Origin of the sequence: Rivularia sp. PCC 7116, assembly GCF_000316665.1 — a bacterium.
GTDB lineage: Bacteria > Cyanobacteriota > Cyanobacteriia > Cyanobacteriales > Nostocaceae > Rivularia.
In genome coordinates, this window is the sequence record NC_019678.1 from 6,322,352 (window position 1) to 6,346,629 (window position 24,278).

General features: G+C 38.1%; 16 protein-coding genes, 4 pseudogenes and 2 CRISPR repeat arrays. Of the genes and pseudogenes, 9 read left to right on the forward strand and 11 right to left on the reverse strand.

Going from position 1 to position 24,278, the window contains the following annotated elements; translation table 11 throughout:
* Position 1: 1 nt before the first annotated feature.
* The 3 genes from RIV7116_RS24455 to ltrA all read right to left on the reverse strand — a co-directional run bounded on the left by RIV7116_RS24455 (position 2) and on the right by ltrA (position 5,989).
* Positions 2–1,705 (reverse strand): Mu transposase C-terminal domain-containing protein, encoded by a 1,704-nt coding sequence (locus tag RIV7116_RS24455; protein ID WP_015121007.1) that lies wholly within the window; start codon positions 1,703–1,705, stop codon positions 2–4.
* A gap of 272 nt (positions 1,706–1,977) precedes the next feature.
* Positions 1,978–3,600: a tetratricopeptide repeat protein gene (locus RIV7116_RS24460; protein WP_015121008.1), complete on the reverse strand. Its 1,623-nt coding sequence runs from the start codon at positions 3,598–3,600 to the stop codon at positions 1,978–1,980.
* Between the two features lie 156 nt (positions 3,601–3,756).
* Positions 3,757–4,079: a CRISPR direct-repeat array (repeat unit 35 nt; unit sequence GTTTCCGTCCCCGTGAAGGGGAATTAATTTAAAAC).
* Positions 4,080–4,195: 116 nt separating this feature from the next.
* Positions 4,196–5,989, reverse strand: a complete 1,794-nt coding sequence (ltrA, locus tag RIV7116_RS24465; RefSeq protein ID WP_015120113.1) for a group II intron reverse transcriptase/maturase — start codon at positions 5,987–5,989, stop codon at positions 4,196–4,198.
* Positions 5,990–6,575: 586 nt separating this feature from the next.
* A CRISPR array of direct repeats spans positions 6,576–7,042; the repeat unit is 35 nt; unit sequence GTTTCCATCCCCGTAAGGGGTTAAGGAATTAAAAC.
* A 577-nt stretch (positions 7,043–7,619) separates the two neighbouring features.
* Between ltrA and RIV7116_RS24470 the strand changes: the two genes are divergently transcribed.
* Together RIV7116_RS24470 and RIV7116_RS37690 are read left to right on the forward strand one after the other, a co-directional pair.
* Positions 7,620–7,982 carry a DUF6876 family protein gene (locus tag RIV7116_RS24470; protein WP_015121009.1) on the forward strand — a complete coding sequence of 121 codons (363 nt, stop codon included), beginning with the start codon at positions 7,620–7,622 and terminating at the stop codon, positions 7,980–7,982.
* Between the two features lie 30 nt (positions 7,983–8,012).
* A complete protein-coding gene (locus RIV7116_RS37690) occupies positions 8,013–8,147 on the forward strand; it encodes a hypothetical protein (protein WP_015121010.1) in 135 nt (44 codons plus the stop codon).
* Positions 8,148–8,398: 251 nt separating this feature from the next.
* Here RIV7116_RS37690 and RIV7116_RS24480 read toward each other — a convergent pair whose 3' ends face one another.
* The gene (locus tag RIV7116_RS24480) at positions 8,399–8,614 is read right to left on the reverse strand and encodes a hypothetical protein (protein WP_015121011.1); all 216 of its coding nucleotides are present in this window, start codon (positions 8,612–8,614) and stop codon (positions 8,399–8,401) included.
* A 19-nt stretch (positions 8,615–8,633) separates the two neighbouring features.
* Positions 8,634–9,863, reverse strand: coding sequence for an ISAzo13-like element ISRisp1 family transposase (locus RIV7116_RS24485; RefSeq protein ID WP_015121012.1), 1,230 nt, complete (start codon positions 9,861–9,863; stop codon positions 8,634–8,636).
* Positions 9,864–9,945: 82 nt separating this feature from the next.
* Here RIV7116_RS24485 and RIV7116_RS24490 point away from each other — a divergent pair, with 82 nt between their 5' ends.
* A complete protein-coding gene (locus RIV7116_RS24490) occupies positions 9,946–12,231 on the forward strand; it encodes a putative baseplate assembly protein (RefSeq protein ID WP_015121013.1) in 2,286 nt (761 codons plus the stop codon).
* Positions 12,232–12,503: 272 nt separating this feature from the next.
* A complete protein-coding gene (locus tag RIV7116_RS24495) occupies positions 12,504–13,487 on the forward strand; it encodes a phage tail protein (RefSeq protein ID WP_015121014.1) in 984 nt (327 codons plus the stop codon).
* A 38-nt stretch (positions 13,488–13,525) separates the two neighbouring features.
* Here RIV7116_RS24495 and RIV7116_RS24500 read toward each other — a convergent pair.
* A pseudogene (locus RIV7116_RS24500) lies at positions 13,526–13,942 on the reverse strand (ISAs1 family transposase); the annotation flags it as partial.
* Between the two features lie 203 nt (positions 13,943–14,145).
* Positions 14,146–14,700: pseudogene (locus RIV7116_RS24505) on the reverse strand (DUF4231 domain-containing protein); the annotation flags it as partial.
* Positions 14,701–14,924: 224 nt separating this feature from the next.
* On the opposite strand from RIV7116_RS24505, the pseudogene RIV7116_RS35180 reads away from it, so the two are divergent.
* From RIV7116_RS35180 to RIV7116_RS24525, 5 genes and pseudogenes are all read left to right on the forward strand, one after another.
* Positions 14,925–16,386 (forward strand): annotated as a pseudogene (locus RIV7116_RS35180) (ISLre2 family transposase).
* A 239-nt stretch (positions 16,387–16,625) separates the two neighbouring features.
* A pseudogene (locus RIV7116_RS36025) lies at positions 16,626–16,760 on the forward strand (iron chelate uptake ABC transporter family permease subunit); the annotation flags it as partial.
* Entirely contained in the window at positions 16,709–16,897 is a 189-nt protein-coding gene (locus RIV7116_RS36565; RefSeq protein ID WP_044291173.1) for a hypothetical protein, read from the forward strand. The pseudogene RIV7116_RS36025 and the gene RIV7116_RS36565, both read left to right, overlap by 52 nt.
* A gap of 379 nt (positions 16,898–17,276) precedes the next feature.
* On the forward strand, positions 17,277–17,417 hold the full coding sequence (locus tag RIV7116_RS36030) for a hypothetical protein (protein WP_157229326.1): 141 nt from the start codon (positions 17,277–17,279) through the stop codon (positions 17,415–17,417).
* A 496-nt stretch (positions 17,418–17,913) separates the two neighbouring features.
* The gene (locus RIV7116_RS24525) at positions 17,914–18,858 is read left to right on the forward strand and encodes a thermonuclease family protein (protein WP_015121017.1); all 945 of its coding nucleotides are present in this window, start codon (positions 17,914–17,916) and stop codon (positions 18,856–18,858) included.
* 141 nt (positions 18,859–18,999) lie between these two features.
* On the opposite strand, the gene RIV7116_RS24530 is transcribed toward RIV7116_RS24525, so the two are convergent.
* The 4 genes from RIV7116_RS24530 to RIV7116_RS24545 form a co-directional block, all read right to left on the reverse strand.
* Positions 19,000–19,182: a hypothetical protein gene (locus RIV7116_RS24530; protein WP_015121018.1), complete on the reverse strand. Its 183-nt coding sequence runs from the start codon at positions 19,180–19,182 to the stop codon at positions 19,000–19,002.
* Between the two features lie 151 nt (positions 19,183–19,333).
* On the reverse strand, positions 19,334–21,163 hold the full coding sequence (locus RIV7116_RS24535) for a glycoside hydrolase family 15 protein (RefSeq protein WP_015121019.1): 1,830 nt from the start codon (positions 21,161–21,163) through the stop codon (positions 19,334–19,336).
* 499 nt (positions 21,164–21,662) lie between these two features.
* Positions 21,663–22,343 carry a response regulator transcription factor gene (locus tag RIV7116_RS24540; RefSeq protein ID WP_015121020.1) on the reverse strand — a complete coding sequence of 227 codons (681 nt, stop codon included), beginning with the start codon at positions 22,341–22,343 and terminating at the stop codon, positions 21,663–21,665.
* A gap of 170 nt (positions 22,344–22,513) precedes the next feature.
* A complete protein-coding gene (locus RIV7116_RS24545) occupies positions 22,514–24,178 on the reverse strand; it encodes an ATP-binding protein (protein WP_015121021.1) in 1,665 nt (554 codons plus the stop codon).
* Positions 24,179–24,278: the final 100 nt, after the last annotated feature.

The following is a 24,278-nucleotide window of genomic DNA, read 5'->3' on the forward strand; positions in this document are numbered from 1 at the left end:
TTTAAAACCCGTAATCTTCTTGCATTTGTTCGTAATCAAATACTTCGAGCATCTCTACCTCTGGCTGACTTTCATTTTTTGTCACTTCTACTTCTTCGGACACCTCAACAGGTAAAGGTTGTTGGGCTTGCTTAAGCTCAGCCTGTTCTGCTTTCTGACGTTGTTTTTTGGTTTTCTTTGTAGTAGTAAAAGTTTCGCGATCGCGCACCTCTGCGAAAATTGAGCGATTGCTTACCTCCTTACCTGCTTCTCTAACCTTACGACTACTGGCTTTAGCCTCATCTAGAGATACTTGCTCTGTCTCCAAATCTTGAGCAAATGCCCTAGCTAAAAACTCTTCTTTACTTCCTTTTCGGCGATAAACTAAAACAGTTGTAATATCTCTGGGGTCATATCTTAGGACAACGCTTTCCCCTGCATATCCCGCTAAAAGTTCCCCTCGATACATAAGGTTTTCAAATTGTAGATATCCTCCACGTTGGATTTGTCGTCGCATTTTCTTCATTAAGCAAATATCTAAATCCCTATCGGAAAGCAAATTTGGCATTCCGATTAATCCAGACTCCCAACGCTGAAATCTTGTCTGGTCGCCCATCCGTGCATCAAGCCGTTGGTTATAGTTATCAACTATGTAGCGTACTAAAAGCTGCTCTAACTGTCGTAGTGTTAGACAAGCATCTTTCTCAGCTTCTTTTGGGCGTTCTTGTACATTTGAACCCGTGTATCCCTGTAAAGTAGAGAATAATTCAGTGTTAAAAGTTTTAAAAGGACGCTCGACACTACCACCTTCAGACGGTCGGTCGCGAAGATGACATACAAACCCCAACTGGACTCCTATCTCTTGCAAATGGTTAGAACGAAAATCTCTTCCTCCATCTGTATAAAAGTGTTGTGGTAAGCCGTAAGTACCCCATTTTTCATGCAGTCCATATTCAGAACCATATTGCTTTGCTAAAATCGCATGGCGTAATGCCAAAGCTACAACTTGAGAACTTGGTGCGTCGTAACCCAAGTTAATACCCATAATGCAGCGTGAATAACTGTCAATGACTGTGGTTAACCAAGGACGACCAAGAACTTTGCCATGCCGATCTACTAATAAAATATCAGCAAGGGTATGGTCGCATTGCCATACTTGGTTACTGTATTCCACTTGTAAATCATTTCCATCACGAGTTTTAACAGACAAGCGTGAACCACGCCAACCTGGAGAACGAACACTTTTAACTTGTTCTTGTTTATCTATTAAAGGTTGCAAAATCCGATAGACCGTCATATGAGAAGGAGGCTTAAGATTTAGTTCATTAGCTCTTGCTTTGACTCGAATAAATACCTGCTGACGAGTCATTCTTCTACTTCCCTTATTCCCCTCCTTATAAGTTTTCAATACAAACTCTTGCCAGTTTTGATCAACTCGATACTTTCCTTTATCGGCTCTTCGATTTTGTACCAGCCCAGCTAGACCTTCTCGTTCCCATTTATCGACCAGTCGCCTAACTGTACGTACCGACTTACCAAGTTTTTTTGCTGCTTGTTGAAGCCGTTGAGTATATGTGGCACCGTCATCATTTTGCAAGAGACTTTGAATCACTTCTATTTTTAGCCGAGCTTCATCAGAAAGCTCAGAAACAATAACATTCTCTTCTTTTTGAGAAGCCGCGCAAGATAAACCTTTAGAGGTTGCAGAAAATTCAGAATCATGCATACACCTAATGTTTTATAAAAACGTAGTTGTATTATACTGTTTGCTTGACAGTTAATTCGTTAATTTATGCAAAATAATTATTTTTTGCGGTTTCTAGGAATTGACAATTAAAGTGTGAAATATCTACTTTTTGACACTTAATTTGTGAAATGATGGTTAGAAAAGTGTGATTGTTGTAAATAGTAAAAACCCTGTCATAATCCTTGCAATGACAGGGTTTGATGGATTTAAAGTTTCGTGACGAATAATTTGTTAAGTTGACAGATAATTAGTTAATGTACAAATTCCTCTGCTTCGGAAAAACGTTCTAAACTACCATAGACTGTAGCAAGATTATTTAAAGTTGTGGCTACCTGGGGATGGTTATTACCAAATTGACTTCTAATAATTAACAAGACTTCCGTAAATAGCTTTTCTGCTTCTGCATATTTAAATTGAGCATCATAAAGTACTGCCAAACTATTCAAAATTCCCGCAACATCGGGATGCATTTCTCCCAGTAAGCGTTTTGCTAACTGATAATTTTCTTTGTATATTGCTTCTGCTTGAGAATATCTTCCTTGTAAGCGGTAAATTTCTGCGATTCTATTTAAACTTTTGACAATATCGTGATGCTCTTCTCCGAATATATTTTTTCTAATGGCTAAAACTGTTAAATATTTTTGTTCGGCTTGAGAATAATTTCCTTGTTTTTGATAAACTAGCGCTAAATGGTTTAAGTTATCGGCGTAATTGGGATGATTTTTACCGTATGCTTTTTCAATTGAATCAAGTGTTTTTAAACAAATAGATTCTGCTGTTTGATAACGTCCTTGATAAGTATAGAGTACCGCAAAATTATGTAATAGTTGGACAATATCGGGATGTTCTGGATTTAAAAATAATTTTCTAATGTCGTAAGCTTGTTGATAAACTTCTTCGGCTTTTAAATAAAGTCCTCGAAGTAGATAAACATTACCTAAATTATTTAGACTTTGAGCAACTTCTAAATGCTCTTTTCCAAATATTGCTTTTCGGATTTCTAAAGCTTGTAAATGAATTCTTTCCGCATCTGCATAACGACCTAGATTTTCAGAAATACCGCCAAGATTATTTAAAATAATAGCAATAGAGGGATGTTTGTCATTCCCCAAACATTTTTTACATAATTCACAAGCTTGGGTATAATAATCTTCAGCTTCCGCAAAACGTCCTTGAGAATTATATAAAGCGGCTAAATTATTTAAACTCGCTGCCACATTCCAATGTTCTTCACCAAGCAATTTTTTACGCATTGCTAATGCTTCTAAATGCATTGTTTCCGCATCTTGATAGCGTGCTTGGTTTTCATAGATTGCAGCTAAATTATCCAGACTCTGAGCAACATCGGAATGTTTTTCTCCAAATAGAGATTGTCGCATATTTAAAGATTTGATATGCATTTTCTCTGATTCTGCATAACGTCCTTGCTCTCGATATACTTCGGCAATATTATTTAAAATAGTCGCAATTTCTTCATGTTCTTCACCAAGGTGAATTTTCCACAGATGCAAAGCTTGAAAAAAATAGTTTTCAGCTTCAGGATAATTACCTTGAATTACATAAAATGCAGCTAGATTATTTAAACTTTGAGCAACATCGGGATGATTTTCTCCCAACAATTGCTTTCTCATTTCTGTGCTTTCAATCAGCAATGGTTGGGCATCTGGATAGTTACCTTGAATTCGGTATAATTCTGCGAGGTTATTGAGGCTGTCTGCTAAAACTTTATGCTCGCCGATTTTTTCTTTAGTTAGTTTAATTGCTTTTTTGGTGATAGATATTGCTTGTTTTATATCACCTTCTCCGGCTAATCTTACAACTTCTCGGTTGAGTTGGTTTATTTCTTCGAGGTTTTGAGAGGTGTTGTTGTTCATAACTTTTGTTTTTTAAACGCAAAGTTTCGCAAAGGTAGCACCGAGTTTCGCTCTCTGTAAATTATTAATCGAGATTTATCTTATTTTATCGAAAATATTTTAATTTTCTCTCTCTTCTTCCTCTGCGTACTCTGCCTGCGCCTCTGCGGTTTTTTTTCATTCGTCCCCGTGAAGGGGAATTAATTTAAAACACACAGAAAGCAGAAAACATCTTTTCTTAAAGTGGAAGTTTCCGTCCCCGTGAAGGGGAATTAATTTAAAACCAGTATTGAATCTGCAAGCTAACACAAATACTAATTTAGTTTCCGTCCCCGTGAAGGGGAATTAATTTAAAACAGCTAGTTCTCAAGTTTTAGAAGATTTGGAAGAGTTGTTTCCGTCCCCGTGAAGGGGAATTAATTTAAAACGTATGGTCGAAGGAATAGATACAGTAGATCCTCGTGAGTTTCCGTCCCCGTGAAGGGGAATTAATTTAAAACTTAGAAGTTCCCAAGCATCATCAGTTGGAACTGCTAGAGTTTAATGGGTGGGTCAGGGATATCGCTACCCCCTTCCCCCCGACAAACCGGACAAGCAAGTTACCAAGCATCCGGCTTTAGCCAATCCTAACGCTTCCAGGGACTGGGTTTAATTCTTGTAAGTCCTGCACAAATACCTCGTCTTCACACCCAGGGGCTACTGAATGTACTTGTCGGTGACAGTAGTAATGCATCAATTCTAGATTAGCGTAAGTATCTTTACCACCCCTACTTTGAGGAACTTTGTGATGTTTTTGAATTGGTTCATCATTAAACAATGATTCCCCACAAACGCAACACTTATATCCTTGTTTTCGGGCTAGCTTTTGGTAAGAAGGAATTAGATTTTGAGATTTTCTCTTAGTTCTTGACTCCCAATATTTAACCAAATCTGGGTTATCATAAGAAGCATCACCTTTGACTAAAGTGTGCCTTCTAATATTGAACCAACTAAACTTGAGAAGATACTGACCTGTCCGCTTATCCCCCTCCGGGTTCACCAGTTTGCTTATGCCGGGGAACCCGTCCACCGCAACTGGTTCACCGAACACCCAGTTATCATTTCTATCAAAGTTTAGTCGTCCCCAGTACTTATGTTTACGCCATCCAGAACTTTTCTTTGGATGCACTCTTTTGGCGTACCTGTTTTCTCTGACATACATCCAAGTATCTAGTTTGTGGAATATGTGGGAGGAAACGACTGTACGGTAATAATTAGCAACTCCGCGAATAATCGGGTTAAGTTTGGATATCAAATAATTAACATTACTGCTCTTATTTTCTAACCAAACTTGCTTAATCTTATTCCGTACATCTTGCAACGCTTCTTTACTGGGTTTAATCAGTACTTTCCGCCCAATTTTGGTATTTTTATCCTTGTACCATCTGATGTTAAAGCTCAAGAAGTTGAATCCTTCACTCAGATGTACTATGTTAGTTTTAGCTTTGGATAAAGCCAAACCTTTAGATTTCATCCAGTGGGATAGCGTCTCAACCACGCAAGCGGCATCTTCTTGAGTTTTGCAGAAAACCACAAGGTCATCTGCGTAGCGCACGATACCACGATTTCCAATAGTATGACCGTGTTTATCGTATCTAATGCCGAGCGCAGACTCCATACCGTGTAAAGCAATATTCGCAAGCAAAGGCGAGATTATTCCGCCTTGAGGTACACCAGTTTCTGTATCGTTAAAAACGCCCTTGTCTACATATCCAGCCTTTAACCACTGTTGAATTAACTTCTTTGCGGGGAAGTTACCAATGGTTTTAAGTAAAGGGGAGTGAGCGATATTATCAAAACAACCCTCAATATCTGCATCCACAACCCAGCTTTTAGTTGAGTTGGCTTTAGACATTGAATGTATTCTTTCTATCGCATCATGTACGCCTCTACCGGGGCGGAAACCGTAAGATGTTCTCTCGAATTGTGCTTCCCAATAAGGTTCTAAAGCATTTTTCACAATGGCTTGTAAACACCTATCGATGACACAAGGGATTCCGAGGGGACGTTGTTTACCGTTGGATTTACGGATATAAACCCGTTTTACTGGTAGTGGTTTCCAGGGAGGACACCTTGTTAAAATATCAACCAAAGTTCCTCTAGCTCCTGGGGTCAAAACCAGTAATTTATCCACACCCGCAGTTTTCTTACCAGAATTTAATTGCGTGACTCGTCTAACGGAAAGTACTATGTTAGAATAGCTACGCATGAGTAGCTTTTGAAGACTACGAATCTTTTTTAAGTCACCGTCTCTGGTTGCCTTGAAAATTCTTTGTCTAAGTCTGGTGACTACCCGGTTAGCATGTTTCCATTTAATGCTATTCCAGTCGGTAGCCCTCTCGGTTACGTTCACAATTGTAGATTGCACCATAACTTTTCCCGAAAAGTTAACTTTTCTTGTTGCATAGAATTCAAGGGATTCACTCGCTACACGTCAGCACTCTTTCGGGTTAGTCATTAGACCTATCTGCCCAGTTATGATTTCCTGTTTACCGTTGGGCTTGGCAGCATTCGCTTCTTGTAGCGTCTTACACCCACTGTGGAATTAAAAATCGGATTACTCCAATCCCTACTTACAGCGTCGATTCTAGTTGTAAGACCTCAATGGGGTTACTTCATATCACACACAAGAGATACAACCATTACGGGTTCCTTCTATACACCGGAAGTTGTTTGATGCCTTATATTCCGAGGACAGGGCGAAATATCTAACTCCATTTATCGTGTCAGCCGTTTCGATAATTCCTCATCACGGTGCCTCGTCAAAGATTCACTTTCGTTAACCCAAAAATGATTTTACCCTAGCGCCTCATCCACTTTTCGGCTAGTAGATTTTACGCATTTCCCTCTAGCTCTGAGACATCATAGTTACCCGTGATGCCCCTTCGGGCAGGTACTGGTCAGACATTAACCAGGAGTAGTTACAAGCTACTCACTCTCGTGAGCGACTGATAGTCGCACCCATCCCCGTAAGGGGTTAAGGAATTAAAACTTCGTAGAGCTCAATACCAGATCGTGAACCAAGGAGGTTTCCATCCCCGTAAGGGGTTAAGGAATTAAAACAAGTTAGAGATTACTTACTTTTTGATCGTATTGGCGTTTCCATCCCCGTAAGGGGTTAAGGAATTAAAACTGAAAACCGCATTGTCGCCAATTGCCGCATTGAAAGTTTCCATCCCCGTAAGGGGTTAAGGAATTAAAACAATTGCAGCATGCAAATAGTGTAGAAGATGTGGGAAAAGTTTCCATCCCCGTAAGGGGTTAAGGAATTAAAACCATATTTCTACAAAATCCACATCTGTGGTAGGTGATAGTTTCCATCCCCGTAAGGGGTTAAGGAATTAAAACAATAAGCGGAAAATTTTTGGTCCTGCTGAAACTCTTAAAGTGTTTCCATCCCCGTAAGGGGTTAAGGAATTAAAACCCTACCATTCTAGAACTATTACTATAACTGGATTTCAAGGTGCCATTTTAGCGGGGGTCTAATTTAACAACCAATAAACCGAAATTTTTGATAAAAACTAATCCAAACACCAGCCTCAAAGCACCATGTAGTAGTCAATTAGCGGGGGGTAACAGAAGAATCAATATTTCGGCGATCGCCTTACCCCCGCTAAAATATTACGTATGCTCTGTCAAAACAAACACAATTGCTATGAATTGGAAACGTATAATTAAGTTTTCAAGGTTCTGTAATTTCCTGGATAAAGTATAACAAAAAACTCAAAAATTTTCATAGTGCCAAAATTAAAAATCTTTAATACCATTTCTTTATAAAGATGCGCCTAATTTAGCCCGCGTAGGCGGGCTTAGTTTCAGTAGCCCCAGCCTTCCAGGCTGAGGGCGATTAAGCGCAGCCTCATACAGAATTGGTATAACCACTGATATCTCTATATCAACAGTTATCGTTTTACGGCTCACGCCGATGAAGTTGTGAAGCTCTGCGGGGGAATCTTCCCCCGCAAGACTTCGCGTGAAGTTCGTAAAATGATTTTGAAAAAATGAAAACTCCGCAAGAAATAGCCAGCGAACTAAACCAGTTTTATGGTTCAACTACTCTCTACAAACACTGGCTCGGCTTGAAATATACCGAAGGTGTTCAATACCTAGCGCAAGAAACTAATTGCTACTGGTTATTAGATGCAATAGCTTCACATCAAACGAAGAAATTCCTATCAAATCCAAAACTCCGAGAATTTCAAATTTGGCATTTACGAGTTCAAGAAAATTCGGGTGTTTTGATATGTGAGTGGGATACGAATCAAGAAGTATTACGCCAAGAAATTGAATATACTGATTTTCCGTTGAGCCATATCAAACTTTATCTCGTTGAAAAAGTTCTCATGCTCCCAAACGAATACTAAATCGCTTCATATAATTTATAGGAGAAAATAATGATTCAGGCAATTAATTCAGAACAAGTATTCGTCACAAACCTCGAACAATTCATGACGAAAGCTGACAAATTCATCAAAATCTACTATTCAGGTGTCAGCGATGAAAATCATCTTCGAGAAATACTGCAATAACTGAAAAATCTAGGATTAGATACAGACTTGCGACAGTTAGAAATCGATTATCAGCACAACTGCGAAATCAAGGATTTGATGGCAGATTATCACGATTCATCTTGGTACTGATTACCGAAACTTATGTGACTTAAAGGAAAAGTTTGCCGCAATGGCAAGCTTATACTTTAATTTGGCTGCGGTTTCCATAAAGATAAAGGCATCACTGTCTTCATCATCTTTAAAGCAGTTCGCCAAGAGAACGCCGTACCTCACGGCGGAGTTTCGAGAACCTCTTCACGCCATAATGCTTCTGGATTAGTCATAACACTAGCCAGATTTTTAACACTGGGAGTTATTCCTTGTGCATAAAGTTCTGGAACTAGTCGTTTGACTTCACTAATACCCGTCGCGCTCAAACCCAAATCGAGCAGCCCAATAAATGAAATTACCGCATAAAATCCCCCTATTAAACCATAAGGATTCATGTAAAAATAACTTGAACAATTAACCAGAAATCTGCGGTTTAATAATGTAGTTCCACTCACCATGAAAAGAGTTTCGTTCAATGGCAATATTATCAAGCTCTTTATCTGTAACTTTAATTCCTGTTTGATAGAGGTTTTCGTCTAGTCGAGCTTCGACAACCAAGCCCTGTGTAGTGGTAGTATTGCCAATCAGATTAATCACTACTTGTAAGCTAGTTAATGGTCGACCTCGCCAGTTAGTTGTGATGTGACAAAATAAACGATGCTCTATTTTGTTCCATTTACTTGTACCAGGAGGAAAATGGCAAACATGAATACTTTTACCAATTTCGGTTGCAAACTCTTGCAGCTTTAACTTCCATAGTCGAGAACGATAACTATTGCTACCACCCGAATCTGCTGTAATCATTATATGCTCAGACTTTGGATATAAAAGATTACCCATTGAGTACCACCAATGGCGAATAGACTCGACCGCAAACTCTGCGGTGTCATGGTCAATGCCGACATTAACCCATCCTTTATTTAAGGTTAGATCATAAATTCCATAGGGAATTGCCTTACCGGCGTTAGGGTCAACAAAGTCATGCATCCTTACTTCAACTGGCTGTTCGGAGTCACACCATTCAGTTCCAGGATTTTTAAAGTTTCCGATTAACTCTTTTTTCTTAGTATCAACTGAAATTACAGGTTCGTTGTGGGACTGAAAATATTTGACTTGGTTAGAAATATATAAAAACTGGTCGTCTCTATCCTCATGAGATGAACCATCACGAGTCTTACGATTTGATTGTAGGCTGTAGCCAAGAGATTCAAGTAAGTTGTAAACACTTTTTGGACTAATACTATGCCCTCCCTCCTTAAGTGCAGCAGCAAGTTTTACAACACTTTTATTCGTCCATTTTATCGGTGATTCTGGGTCTCCTAAAGTCATTGGTTCAAGCAATGATTCTAAATCTGATAGCAGCATCGCATCTTTTTCTTCGAGCAGTTTCCGTCCACCACCTACTGTGCGGATTCGAGTACTCTCATCCTCCGTTTTTACTTCATCCAATTTTGACAGCAAATCAATTCCACTATGAATTGTAGTTCGAGATAAACCAGTTGCGATCGCAACTGCTGTTACACCTCCCCACCCAAGGCTTTGGGCTTCAATTGCTGCCCAGATACGCCGTGTTTTCTCGTTCAGATAAGGAGATAAAGAATCATATTTGTCTTGAATTATTTTAACTTTGTGATTATCAGGCATCTAACACTGCAATTTACACTACATTATAATTATTTAACTTTCTGGCTAATTGTTCAAGTTATTTTTACATGATTCCTTAATTATGGACTTTGAATTTTTACCGAAGCTACCAAAATCAAATCTTGATGACCGCACTTTCAAAGACTTAGTTGAAGAGTGCATTCTCCGGATTCCGCGTTATTGTCCGGAGTGGACGAATCATAATCCTAGCGACCCTGGTATTACTTTAATCGAACTGTTTGCGTGGTTGACTGACCAAATGTTGCTGCGCTTTAATCAAGTTCCTCGACGCAATTATGTGGCTTTTTTGGAATTAATGGGAATTCGCCTCAATCCTCCATCCCCCGCAACTTGCAAACTTACTTTTTACCTTTCGGCAGCCCAGACTCAGGAAGTACCCATTCCCAGGTTTACGGAAGTTGCTACGGTACGAACGGAAACAGAAGAGGCAGTGATTTTTACCACTGATAAAGAACTTTTCATTGGCAATCCTCAAATTAACTATTTGCTCGCTGCAAATAAAGCTACAGATAAAGCGGAAACTATCTCTAAAGAAGATTTGAGAAGCCTTACTCCTGATAATCGTCGATGGCAAGATTTAGGAGAAACCTTATTATTTGACCTTGACCAGCCATCTCCTGGTAACTGTTTCTATTTGGTATTCTCAGAATCAGAAAATTCCATCGCAGGAAATGCGATCGCCATTACTTTCACGGGTGAACCAGGGAGAACCACGGGTATTGACCCCAATAATCCACCTTTGCGATGGCAAGCTTGGGATGGTCAAAACTGGGTTAATGTGCTGCGGGAAAAAAATGATGATAAAACCAAAGGTTTCAGTTTTAAAGGTATAGCCCAACCCCTCGAAGGAGCCGATGTTATTTTACATTTACCTCTGGATTTGCCTGTTTTTAATGTTATTGATACTAGTTATAGGGGACACTGGATACGCTGCACTTATATAGATCCTCAAGAGTCGCAACAACATTACAGTTCTTCTCCTAGCATTGTTGGTTTGACTGTGCGGTCTATTGGTGGTGCAGTAAAAGCCACTCAGTGTATTCGCGTAGAACAGGAATTATTAGGTGTAAGTAATGGTAAAGCAGGTCAGACATTTGAGTTGCAAAGCAAGCCTGTTTTAAAGCGAGAGCCTTCTTTTGGGGAACACATTCGGATTAAACTGCCAGGAGAAAGAAGCGAAAACCCCTTAGATTGGGAACAATGGCAAGAAGTATCAGATTTTGCTGTATCTGGGCCAGAAGACCCGCACTACACCATCGATTCTCAAACTGGTGAAATTCAATTTGGTCCGCTGATACGAGAACCTTCGCAATTAAGACAGCAGATATATCAACGCGGAAAGGTGCAACCAGTAGGAAGAATTGTTAGAAGAGACGACCACAAAGCGGATAATTTAGCTACTTACACTCCTCCTTCTGTGAGCAATACTGCTGGAGAAATAGCATTAGAACGACAGTATGGTAAAGTTCCCCCTCCCGGTTCAGAGATATATATGATGGCATACCGTACTGGTGGTGGTACTACTGGTAACGTGAAAGATAGTAAAATTACGGTAATAAAAAATTCAATTCCTTATGTCAAAAGCGTGATTAACTATGAAGATGCTTATGGTGGAACCGATCCAGAATCCTTAGACGAAGCTGCAATCAGAGTGCCGGAATTGCTACGTACTCGTGAATGTGGAGTAACCCCAGAGGATTTTGAAAGGATAGCAAGAACAGCCTCTAAATTAGTTGCTCGCGCTCATTGTTTAACCAAACCCGAACACACCACAGCCGGGATTGTCCGTTTACTGATTGTACCCCAATTCAAAAATCTAGATCACTTTGATTTTAGACGGGGAATGAATCCAGATGCTGAATTTGCGCTTTCTCGGGAGTTGAAAGAAGAGATTAAGAATTACATGAGCGATCGCAAACCATTAGGTGTAGATATCAACTTAGAAGAACCGGAATATACTGGCGTTAGCGTTAGAGCCGAGATAATACTAGAACCACAATACAATAATCCAGGGGATAAAGAAAAAATTCGTGACAATTTACTTGTGGCAATATACCGCTTTTTGAATCCTTTAGTAGGCGGTTTTGAAGAAAAAGGTTGGGATTTAGGACGTTCGGTGTATAGTTCAGATATCGTAGCTGTTTGCCAAAAAATTCCAGGTGTCAGGTATTTAGGAAGAGTAGAATTGTTTCGATGCAGCAAATTTGAATCTGAATTGAATTCTAAATGGTTGCGTGAAGATTTTTCAGAATCAGAAATTGAACCTGGTTCCTTGGGACTGATATGTTCTTGGCAAGATAACAATCAACAATTAAACTCAGGTCACATTATAGAATTTAGGGAATAGGGAATGGGCAATAAATAATATGTAATAGGTAATATAAAAAAAACTGGGCGTTGCTGATTAAAAGTATGAATTTATTTAATAGATAACCGAAACCTATGTAGAGACGTAGCAATGCTACGTCTAAAAATGTCAATTCATACACAGATTCAGCAACGCTAAAAGCTGAATATTTTAAGCGCAAGCGCAGTTTACACTAACAAAAATCAAGTAGTATTTCTATAAAAATTATCAGTTATCAACTAACCACTAACCACTAACAACTAAAAACTAACATGGTATTAGCAGTACAAATTACTCCGATGCAACCTCTACAAGCCGATATATCTTCAGAGAAAAGCAAAGAACCAGTTAGTAATAATTTACCTCTATATCCTGGAGAAGCAGGAGAGTTTTTGGTTACTCTTTCAAATCCAACAGATAGTTCATTGGAATGGAAACTAGAAATTGAAGGAGACTTTCCGAGTGATTGGTGTAACCGGAATCAAACAAGTTTTGAGGAAATTTTACCCAGGGGAAAGCGAGAGTTTCCTATATATTTAATAGTTCCAGATAATTTTTTTGAAGATTCGCATACTATAAATAAAAATCAACCGCGTTTGCAAATTGATTATCAAATGCAGATTTCAATTTACACAACACAAACCGGAAATGAACCCCAGCTAATAAAATATCAAGTTTTAAACTTGTTGGTGCGTCCTAATATTTCTTATTTAGACTTTTTACCAAATATTTATCAAGAAGTAGATTTCGTCGGACGATTAGTAGGCATTTTTGAACAAGCTTTTGACCCAGTAGTCCAAACAATAGATACTTTATGGGCATATCTCGACCCTTTGACAGCACCTACTGCATTACAAAACTTTTTAGCACATTGGGTAGCTTGGGATATTGATAGTCGCTGGGATATTGACAAACAAAGACAATTAATTCGCAATGCGATTACTATTTATCGTTGGCACGGTACGCGCTATGGCTTACGTTTGTACTTGCATCTTTATACAGGTTTACCATTAGACGAAGATTCACCAGAAGTAGATAAACATATTAGTATTCAAGAAGTTTTTAATAATGGTTTTGTATTAGGTAAAACTTTTATTGGTCAAGATTCAATGATAGGAGGTGGTCGTCCATATCATTTTATTGTGCGATTACGTGCAACTGAATCATTACATATCGATGAAAGTTTAGTACGAAAGATTATCGAACAGCAAAAACCAGCTTTTTCGACTTATGAGTTGTCGATTATAAATCCTTAAGCTGCAAGATATAGACCAGGGTAAGCGCATCTCAAACCCTATTGACAACAGGCTTTTGAAGCATCATTATGGTTATGAGATAAACAAGCAGCAAGAATTGTTAACATATAATTGTTATCCATTGCAGCCCGGTTTGATTTTTGACGATTACTGCGTTTTAAGGATTGTTCCAAATTCAATGCGTTAATTGCAATTCGATGCAGCAATGACAGATTTTGTGGAGCATGACCAGTACGGACGCGGCAAGCGTCTTCATTGAAGGTAACATCTAGAGTCCAGTGTAAGCCGTTTTCAACGCTCCAATGCAGGCGAATCGCTTGTCCCAACTTGCAAGCATCGCAATCCAAGCTAGTGAGATAAAACTGTACTTCACGAGTTGTTTTGTTCCACAGATGTCTCACACGGACAACCATAACTAAACACTTTAGTCCAACCCAATCCGAATGATTGTGCAGGGGTAAGAAAACGCCGCCCTAAAGCTTATAGAAAGAACTAATTCTTGGATGGAGAGATGCACTCATTTTGGTCAAGAACTTTGAAAGAACTCTTGAACATTCTACTGCTAGAATTAATCTCTGCTTTGTCCGACTGATGCTTAAAAGATTGGCGACTGATTAAATAGATCCCAAATGGGTTCTATATTGTCCATTTTTTGACGTCAAGTTACAGCTTGTGCTGTTTTATCCTTCTCTTTTTGTTCTGCCATATCCTCGTTACTTACAAAGCTACTAGTCTGTTGTACTTGGTTGAGATGAATATTATTTACTTGGGTAATAAAGTTTTCGATTGATTTCTTCGCCCTTTTTTCTTGTTCGTTTTCATTAATTGAGTCATAGCAGCGGTACAATGGAGTTATTCCGAGAACAAACTTTTCTTGTTCAGCTTCTAATAATTCAACGGTTGTGTTAGCAGAAATCCAATTTTCTTGAAAAGGAAAGGAAGTGACAATACTAGCGACAATAGAAGCAACTGCAGGGAAAATAACTGGTAGCCATTTTAGCCAAGTATCACTAGCTTGTATTTTATCTACTAAAACTAAAATGGGTGTCACCCCAGACAAAATAATTGTTCCTATTTGCAAACCATAGTAAAGATTTCTCGATATTGCACGAGTTTTCTTGTAATCCTTAATCAATTCTTGAGCATATCCTAAAGCTTTTTCTCTTGCTGGTACGATAGGATTATCAATTATTTTCTTCTGACTATTCATCAGGGGAGCAACGCGATTTTGTGAAAACCAGTGCGATCGCTATTATCATACTTAGAAAATAATCACTAAAAATAACATTTATTTAAAGTATAAATACATAAACAATAAAAAGAAGGAGTTGCAGCGAAGCTGCAACTCCTTCTTCTTCAAGAGCAAAAAAAGGTAAGATTCCCTATCATAAAGGGTTTTATGGCTTAAAACTCTCTACTTACGGGGTACTTACCAAGATGAATAAAATATATGCAACTCTAGATTTAAACAAATCTCTGAAAGAATTTAAAGAGAATGTTACGAAAATTTTAGAATTGACTGATGTGGACAATTGGGATGGAGTAAAAATCAAAAATAAAGAATCTTGTAATAAGAAATATTGCTTTAATTTTAGCAGGACAATGCGTAGCTATTCTATTATATAATCTTTCTCATAATACAATTGCTATCAATACAGCAAATAAAAAGACACAAGCATGGTGGCGTGCGAAGACGAAAAATCATGGATATAAAAATCGCCAAATACTAACAATAGGGAATGTAGAATTGAATCTAAAATTGCCTTATGTTGTGGAACGTAATAAGAATAAGAAAGGAAGTAAAACTTTAAACCAGGGATTTTGCCCCTTTCTAAGATGGTTGGGTATGGAAGAAGGAATTACCCCCTTTGTTTGGTCAAATATTGCAAAGTATGGTGCAATAAGTTCATCATTTGATTCTGCTCGTCAAACATTAATAGATTGGGGAATTAATATAAGCCTAAAACGTATAGAAAGATTAACGTATTGTTTTGGTAAAATAGGATTAAGTATACGTGAATCAAAAATTTTTAATCTTAATATTGGTAATTTGGTACCAGGCAACACATTAAAAGGTCAACGGGTAGTTATAGCTGCTGATGGTGGAAGAACTAGAATTCGTATCGATAAAAAAGGTCGGAGAAATTCTAAAACGAATAGACATGGCTTTACTGGAGAATGGATTGAGCCAAAACTTTTGACTATTTACACCGTGGATGAAAAAGGTAAAAAAATTAAAAATGGTGAAATCCCTATTATAAATGACGGAACTTATGAAGATTACCAGGGATTTCTTAAAATACTAGAAATGTACCTTGTTAGCTTAGGAATAAATCAAGCACGGCAAGTATTATTAATTGCGGATGGAGCAGAGTGGATATGGAAACACATTCCTCCACTTCTTAAAAAATTAAATTGCCCACTAGAAACTTATCAACTACTAGATTTTTATCACGCTACGGAACATTTACAAGTTTTTGCAGATAATGCTTTTTCTAAAGAAGCAGAGCGAAAAAAATGGTTTAAGCAAACTCGTTCTGCATTGAAAAAAGGTAAGATAAATTCCATTATTCAAGAAATGAATAAACTCAGCTTAGAGTTTACTGGTGAGCGTCGTAAAAATTTGGATAGAGAAATAAATTATTTTTTCAAAGGCAATAAAGAAGGACGTTTTAACTATCATAAAATTTCATCTCTTAAACTACCTATTGGTAGTGGTGCTGTAGAAAGTTTAATTCGACAAGCTGTTAATTTGCGTATGAAAGGAAACAGCAAATTTTGGTTAAAAGAGAATGCTGAAACTATATTACACGCTCGTTGTCAATGGATTGCTGGTTCCTGGAACAATTTCTGCGATTCTATTTTAACTGCACTCGTTAAGCCGATACAGCTTGCATAAATTATACCAAATATTCTGTTTTATCTTTAATATGTAATTATTAGCACCCTCCTGTTAGGGTATTTTTTGCTGACTTTATATCTATAACTAACAGAGGTGTGCCGCGAAGCGGCACACCTCTGTTTAACACAAAAGTATTTATACTTATTTAAATGTATTCTTTAATCAAATACCACTTATTTTTTTTGTTGGCGATCGCGATATTTGGGTTAAAGTTCACGAAATCGCGTTGCTCCCCCTTTGCAGATTTACTATCGCGTTTGGGAGCAGTAGAGTTACCCGTAGGTGCGGTAACAGCTTTACTCGGTTCTCCTTTATTTATTTGGTTACTCTATCGCGGTTCAAGGGTCAAGAAAAAGCTGAAGAAGAATTAGGAAAATTTGTAGAAATTCGTGATGCAGAACTAAAAGCAGCTAACGAAGAGATAATTGCTGCTCAAGAACACGCTCAAAGCTTGGAACAAGCCCTCGAATATTCCAAAGGGCATGACAAAACAAACATTTATAAATAAGTAATATGCAATGTCGTCAACAGTTGCAAGCTAACACTAAAAGAATCCCTCGTTGGTTAGCAAAGTTTCAAGGTTTTGAAATCTTCCAATTTAAGAATAGAAAAAATGTGAGGAAGTTGTGAGCAAATATTTTTTTGAATTAGTAATAGATAGATAAATAAATTTTTATGTAAATCCCAAGCTTTTTCAGTAAATTCCCTGTTGACAGAGAGATAATATAAGTGATGGTTCGGATTGATCGTAAGGAGATCCGATGTGATGAAAAAACTATTAAAGAATACAATTGCCCTAGCAGCACTTTTGACATTAAGTACGACTGCTTTACCCGCATCTGCTTTAGAGGTAAATTCACCTGAAGGTAGCGCGGAAGAGGTTTTAGTTGCTCAAAGAAGAATTAGCCGACGCGGAAATAGGTTCCGCAGAACTCGATGTGTTACAGTTCGGCGGACTAGAAGATGGCTATATCAACGCTGTCGAAGATATCGGTGCTTCAGAAGAGGCAGGCGAGGAAGAAGACTAAGATGTCGGCTTGTTAGTAGTTGGAGAAGGCAGATACGCCGCAGATACAGAAGATTTTCCAGAGGAGAAATACCACGTACATCCCGAACAATTTGGAGAAGATATTGATAAATAATCAGAACTCAGAGCAATCGACAATTTGTTTTCTGATTCATAGCATGATTGATTACGATGTAGAGACGCAATATCCACCCGTCTCTACAAATTTTTCGGTTGTTTAATAAATAAATTTTCAATTTTATTACTTATTTAATAGTAAGTATTAGTTGAGCATCGCTGGCTATAGCTAAACAAATAGCTTCATCTAAGAGGGTGTTTATTATTGTCCGAAGCGCATACTATTATGCTTGATTTACCCCTACCTTTTCAACAATCCCCAATGCCCGCACTGCAACAGTTCTTATTATTACTTTTAATTTAAACCTATCCCCTTAATTCATGTTTTCTGTTACACCAATATGTGAAAACTAATTTTCATCGCAAGTGAGAGATTAATTATGCGAGCAACTAAGGAAAAAGCAAAGGCTATCAAGGGTACAACTGTTGACGCTACTGTAGTTAGGGTTGTGGATGGTGATACTGTCCGCGTTGAAGTGCAAGGTAAGGAAGAAAGTTTACGGATTTTGGGTTTAGATACCGAGGAATCTAATGCAGGTAGCCCAAAACCGGTTTCACCTTGGGGAAAGGAAGCGAAAAAGGAAGCTGAGAAATTATTCAAGGCTGGCGATAAAGTCAAGCTGGAATTTCCGGGTGATGAAGTAGTAGAAGAATGTATGCAAAAGTATCGTGGAAACTACGGTCGGTTATTAGTATTTGTTTATTTAGATGACGGTACGGATTTTCAAGAATACATGATTCAAAAGGGTTTTAGTCCTTATTTCATGAAGTATGGTTATGCGGCACTTCTCGATAACCACGAACGATATATGCAAGCGGAGAAGGAAGCACAAATAGCTAATCGCGGGGTTTGGAATCAAATCGAGGTGAATGGCTCCGAAGTTCGGAATTATGCGGCGCTGGGGGTTTGGTGGTATTTAAGAGCGGAAATAATTCAAAATTACCGTCAGTTTAAGCAGGAAAATGAAGATGCAACTGTATTTAATACCCGACTCGATTATGAGAAAGTATTAGAATTAGCGAAGAAGGAAGAAGAAGCGACTATTTTTACCGAGTTGCGTAATCCCAAACGTGTTGCTAGTAATAGTATGCTTATTGGTATTGGTTCTGTAGAAAAACCTTTTTCCATCTTTATTCCCAAAGTTGACGAAGCTGCTGGGGAGAAAATAATGAGTTTGATTACTAACCGTTATATCTCAACAGATGAAGAACATCCACGCAGAAGCTATGCATATGTAAAAGGTAAATTGAGTATCTATAGAGATAAGCCCCAGGTTATTGTGACTAACGTTAAGCAAGTTATGGATTTACCGCAGCTTGATTAGGGCATGGGAGAAGTCTTGTTACAAGGCTCTGCCTTGTAATACATTTCTAGAGGCTCTGCCTCATGCGCGAGGCTGAAGGCAGAGCCTTTGAGAATGCATTCCCAGCCTGGAGGCTGGGAACGAGTAATGCCTAATTCCCAATTAAACACTATCAGTGTTTCGGCTTAGCTGATTTTCAATAGTTTCAATAGCTGCATTCAGTGCGGCTAATCTAGCTTCTACGTTATCTCTCATAAATTTGAGAAACTTTAACTTGTTCTCTTGATGTCTCGTAGTAGAAAAACTATCAGTACCGCAGCAAGAATTCATCCAGAAAGGAAACATAATCATTACCTAAATTAAAATTGCCTCTATTTATATCTTGCCGCGATTTTTAAGAAATTGGTAATTGGTAATTGGTAATTGCCTTCTCCTTATCTCCCTCTTCCCCATGCCCCATGCCCCATGCCCAATGCCCAATGCCCCATGCCCATTCTCAAATTGATCGATCCAAATTACAAGCGGCACTAATTAATGCTAAATGCGTAAAGGCTTGGGGAAAGTTTCCTAGCGCTTCTCCGCTGGTACCTGTTTCTTCTGCATATAATCCCAAATGATTAGCGTAGCTTAACATTTCTTCAAATATGAGTCTTGCTTTATTCAACTTTTCGGAATCTCTTCCTCTTCCGGCACGGGTTAAGGCTTCTACTAACCAAAAGGTACATAAATTAAAACTTCCTTCTTCACCTTCTAATCCGTCGCTGTAATCTTGGGTGTTGTAACGATATACCAAACTGTTGGATAACAGTCCACCTTCGTGGGGAGACTTCATTATTGCATCGAGTGTTTTGAGCATTCTAGGGTCATTAGGAGACATAAAGAATACCAAAGGCATAATTAGATTACTGGCATCTAAAGTTGTGCTGCCGTAGTACTGTACAAAGGTTTGCTTTTCCTCGTTCCATCCGTTTTCAATGATATCGAGGTATATCTCATTACGAACTTTGAGCCATTTTTCTCGATTAGCGGGGAAGGAACGTTTTTGAGCTAAACGCAAACCTCTATCAACGGCTACCCAACACATTAACTTTGAGTAAACAAAGTCTTGTTTGCCGTCTCTAGTTTCCCAAATACCGCTGTCTTCTAGTTTCCAATTATCGCAAACCCATTCGACATATTTATGTAAATTCACCCAAGTATCGTAGGATATCGGCGTACCATATTTATTGAAAAGATACACCGAATCCATCAATTCCCCATAAATATCAAGCTGGGTTTGATTGTAAGCACCGTTACCAATACGAACTGGAGAAGAACCCTTATATCCTTCTAAATGGTCTAAAATTTCTTCTTCAAGGTTTTTTCTGCCGTCAATACCGTAAACTATCTGCAATTGCGAATCATTTTCTAAATGGGACGGACAAAGCGATATAATCCAATCAATAAAATTACCTGCTTCTTCGGTAAATCCAATCCGCATCAAAGCATAAAGAGTAAAAGCAGAATCGCGAATCCAGCTATAGCGATAATCCCAATTACGTTCGCCACCAATACCTTCAGGTAAACCGCAAGTAGGGGCAGCTATAATTGCTCCGGTAGGCTCGTAGGTAAGCAGTTTCAACATTAAAGCCGAACGCTCTACCATTTCTCGCCATCTACCTTTATAGGTACATTTAGAAATCCAGCGTCGCCAATAATCTATAGTGTGTTCAAATATGTGCGTAGTTTCTTCCGTATTTAACGGCAAACCACAACCTTGCTCGCATTCAACTTCTCGTAATATGAATACTGCCGATTCTCCTTCTTTCAAACTGAATTCGGCAAACACTCCTTTTTCATCTTGTTTGAGGGGAATATCTGTTACCAATCCCAAATTTAAATCATCTGATTTGAAAATTACCCCACCTTCAGTCAATTGCGTTTCATGTTTATCGCGAGCGTAATTAAAAGCAGGTTTACATTCCATGCGAAACTTCATACTACTCCGCACGCAACTAACTTTTCTTACCAGCCAGTGATAGCCTTTATCATTCTGGGATAATCCCACAGGCATAAAATCAATTACTTCCCCAACACCACAATCAGCAAGAAAGCGAGTTATTAAAATATTAGTTTCAGGCCAGTAAAATTGTTTATAAGTATTTTTACAAAGTGTAGGGAAAATTTTGAAATAACCACCCTTATGTTCATCGATAATAGCAGCAAAAACGCTTGGTGAATCATGTCTGGGGTAGCAAAACCAATCGATTGAGCCATTCTTCCCCACCAAAGCGGTGGTATGCATGTTGCCGATAATCCCGTAGTCTTCGATTGGTTGATAACCCATAATAATTGGTAATTGGTAATTGGTAATCGGTAATCGGTAATTATTCCCTTCGCGCTCTATAGTTACTTATCTCTGTTAATTTCTTACCTCCGCGCTCTGTGCGCTCTCTGCGGTTTTTTAATGGGTAATCTTCTGCGAAAGGGAGTAAATATGAAAAACAAGAGCCAGAATTGATCTTAAGTAGTTACACAGAAAAACACTTCCTCCCACTGATTTTATTTAAATAAACCAAAAGATGGATGCGAAATACATGGAAAAGAAGGCGTTGCTGATTAAAAGTATGAATAGCCCCCTTACCCCCAATTATGGGGGGAACAAGATAATTAAAATTCCCCCAGAATTGAGGGATTTAGGGGGCATAACTGTGAAGGAAAAAATAAATTCATACTGGGATTCAGCAAAGCCGAAAAGAATATTTTATTTACAACTATTCCTAAAAATATCCCAATTACCAATTACCAATTACCAATTACCCATTACCCATTACCAATTACCAATTTCATTCTTCGCGCAAAACATAGCCGACACCGCGCACTGTATGAACCAAACGTTTTTCGTTGTTTTCTTCAAGTTTGAGACGTACATAACGGACATACACTTCAATAACATTAGAATCGCCAACAAAATCATAACCCCAAACCTTTTCTAAAATTTGGTCTCTTGTAAACACTTGACGGGGATTTCCCATCAAATATTCGAGCAAATCAAACTCTTTTACCGTCAACTCTATTGCTCTATCACCGCGAAAAACCTGACGAGTTTGACGATTTAAGCTCAAATCTTCAAATTGTAATAAATGACGATTATCTTCCTCAGTACAACGACGTAAATGAGCGCGAATTCTAGCTAAAAGTTCTTCTATACTAAAAGGTTTGATTACATAATCATCAGCCCCAGCATCCAAACCTTCAACCCGTGCAGTTACTTCATCCTTAGCAGTTAGTAAAATTATTGGAATTTTACTTCCTGTTGTTCGCAGACGACGACAAAGCTCCACCCCACTTAAACCGGGAAGCATCCAATCTAAAATTGCTAAATCAGGAGTTGATTCTCGCGCTAAAATCAATCCTGTCATTCCGTCATGAGCGACGCTAACGTTATAACCTTCGCTACTCAACTCCATTTCTAAAAATTGAGCTAATTTGACTTCATCTTCAACCAGAATAATGTTTTCACTCATTTCAATTGTAGATTTTAGATATTATCAATCAATACTGCTCGGTTAAGGGGGAGATCCTCCCTAACCCTCCTTAAAAAGGAGGGAATAAAAGCCCCCTTTTTAAGGGGGTTGGGGGATCTGAAAACCAGTTTAATTGCTTAACGGAGTAGTATTGCATTACCAATTACCAATTACCCAATTGCCATCGGTAATTTCACCGTGACTGAAGTTCCTTCTTCCGAATTCGATTCAATAAAAAATGTTCCGTTGTGTGCTTCGACAATCCTTTTTGTAATTGCTAATCCTAATCCTGTTCCGGAAGATTTGGTCGAAAAGAATGGCTGAGTTAGCAATGGCAAAATATCTGGCGGTATGGGTTCCCCACCATTACGAACTTGGATGCAAACTTCTTTATTATTTAAATCGCTATCTACCCGTAACTTAACTTCTTCTCCAGAATGTACTGCTTCACAAGCATTCTGAACAATATTAATTAATACTTGCTTAATTTTATTTTCATCTCCCTGTATTTTGGGTTCGGTGTTTGCTGGATAAAAATCAATACTTTTATTAATTATTGCCGGAATATTTCGCTGAATCTCTAACACTTTATTAATACATTTATTAATATCAATTTGAGAAATATCTAAAATATGCGGTTTGGCATAAAGCAATATTTCTTCTAATAACTGTTCTAAACGGTTTGCTTCATCTTGCGCCAAACTTAAACGCTTTTTAACCTTGTCAGATAAATCAACTTTATTAAAGTATTCTAAAACTAATTTAATCGTACAAAAAGGATTGCGAATTTCATGCACTATAGAAGCTGCAAATTCACCAATGGCGGCTAAACGTTCTCTTTCCACTAGTTTTGCTTGTGCTGTTCGTAACTCTTCTGTTTTATTCGTGACTTCTGTTTCTAAAGTTTGATTAAACTGTTTTTGTTGTTGATAAAGGTGATGGTTATCGATTGCTGTAGCTGCTCGCTCGGCGAACAATTCTGCAATTTCTATTTCTTGAGGTGAAAATTGACGCGGTTTACCGTGAAAACAACAAATTGTACCGATAACTTTGCCTTGAGAAGTGCGTAAAGGTATTCCTAAATATGCACGGCATCCGGCTGGTGCTGTACCATGTTCAGTAGATTTATCTGTATCCTCGACAACTAAACATTTACCAGAATTGAAAACAGTTCCAGTTAATTGTCCATGTAAAGATTGATGACTATTTTCATTACCCATATCCACGTTACTAGCTAATACTTGAGCAAAACCTTCTTGACAAATAGTGATAACAGAAGAATCAACATCAATTAACTCACCAACACCATTAGCAATTTCTTTTAGATATACGTTAAAGGTACCCGTGCGATGACTAAGAGATGACAAAATCTCTAAAGTTCTTTGTTTATGATGCCAATAACAATTATTTAATGCTTGATTTTTACTACTTCTTGTCTTATTCAAAGCAAACAAATTATCATCATCTCGCAATAAAAATAAGCTAATTGAAGCTCCTACCAATGGTATACTTGACCACAATAAAATATCAGTGGGTTCGCTAAATTTGAATAACTCTTTATATGTAGGAGCTAACAAAACTAGCTGCATACTCAATACACCACCATAGGAAAATGTTTTATACAAACCGCTGAGAAAGGATACTATTAAAGCTGTTGTAATAAATATTAGTGGATAACAGATAAAAGCTGGTATGTCTAATGAATAGAAACCTTGAAAAATTCCTTGTTTTGGCTGAGCTATGAAAAGTTTCTGGGTTATCAAAGCTAAAAAAGAGATGGATATACTCAAACGCATGACAAATAATCCGATTTCAAGCCGTTTTTCGTTTGCCATAGTCTAGCCCCCAATTATCAATTTAGTAGACTGGTGTAAAATGCAAGCTATAATCAAAGGTTAAATATACAGATTTATCTAGAAAAACCTAGCTAAACGA

Excerpts from the sequence above, each read along its gene's own strand:
- RIV7116_RS37690 (WP_015121010.1), top strand. The coding sequence starts at position 8,013 with ATGATTCAGGCAATTAATTCAGAACAAGTATTCGTCACAAACCTCGAA.
- RIV7116_RS24530 (WP_015121018.1), bottom strand. The coding sequence starts at position 19,182 with ATGTTTCCTTTCTGGATGAATTCTTGCTGCGGTACTGATAGTTTTTCT.
- ltrA (WP_015120113.1), bottom strand. The coding sequence starts at position 5,989 with ATGGTGCAATCTACAATTGTGAACGTAACCGAGAGGGCTACCGACTGG.
- RIV7116_RS24460 (WP_015121008.1), bottom strand. The coding sequence starts at position 3,600 with ATGAACAACAACACCTCTCAAAACCTCGAAGAAATAAACCAACTCAAC.
- RIV7116_RS24525 (WP_015121017.1), top strand. The coding sequence starts at position 17,914 with ATGCGAGCAACTAAGGAAAAAGCAAAGGCTATCAAGGGTACAACTGTT.
- RIV7116_RS24470 (WP_015121009.1), top strand. The coding sequence starts at position 7,620 with ATGAAAACTCCGCAAGAAATAGCCAGCGAACTAAACCAGTTTTATGGT.
- RIV7116_RS24455 (WP_015121007.1), bottom strand. The coding sequence starts at position 1,705 with ATGCATGATTCTGAATTTTCTGCAACCTCTAAAGGTTTATCTTGCGCG.
- RIV7116_RS24535 (WP_015121019.1), bottom strand. The coding sequence starts at position 21,163 with ATGGGTTATCAACCAATCGAAGACTACGGGATTATCGGCAACATGCAT.
- RIV7116_RS24495 (WP_015121014.1), top strand. The coding sequence starts at position 12,504 with ATGGTATTAGCAGTACAAATTACTCCGATGCAACCTCTACAAGCCGAT.
- RIV7116_RS24540 (WP_015121020.1), bottom strand. The coding sequence starts at position 22,343 with ATGAGTGAAAACATTATTCTGGTTGAAGATGAAGTCAAATTAGCTCAA.
- RIV7116_RS24545 (WP_015121021.1), bottom strand. The coding sequence starts at position 24,178 with ATGGCAAACGAAAAACGGCTTGAAATCGGATTATTTGTCATGCGTTTG.
- RIV7116_RS24480 (WP_015121011.1), bottom strand. The coding sequence starts at position 8,614 with ATGAATCCTTATGGTTTAATAGGGGGATTTTATGCGGTAATTTCATTT.
- RIV7116_RS24490 (WP_015121013.1), top strand. The coding sequence starts at position 9,946 with ATGGACTTTGAATTTTTACCGAAGCTACCAAAATCAAATCTTGATGAC.
- RIV7116_RS24485 (WP_015121012.1), bottom strand. The coding sequence starts at position 9,863 with ATGCCTGATAATCACAAAGTTAAAATAATTCAAGACAAATATGATTCT.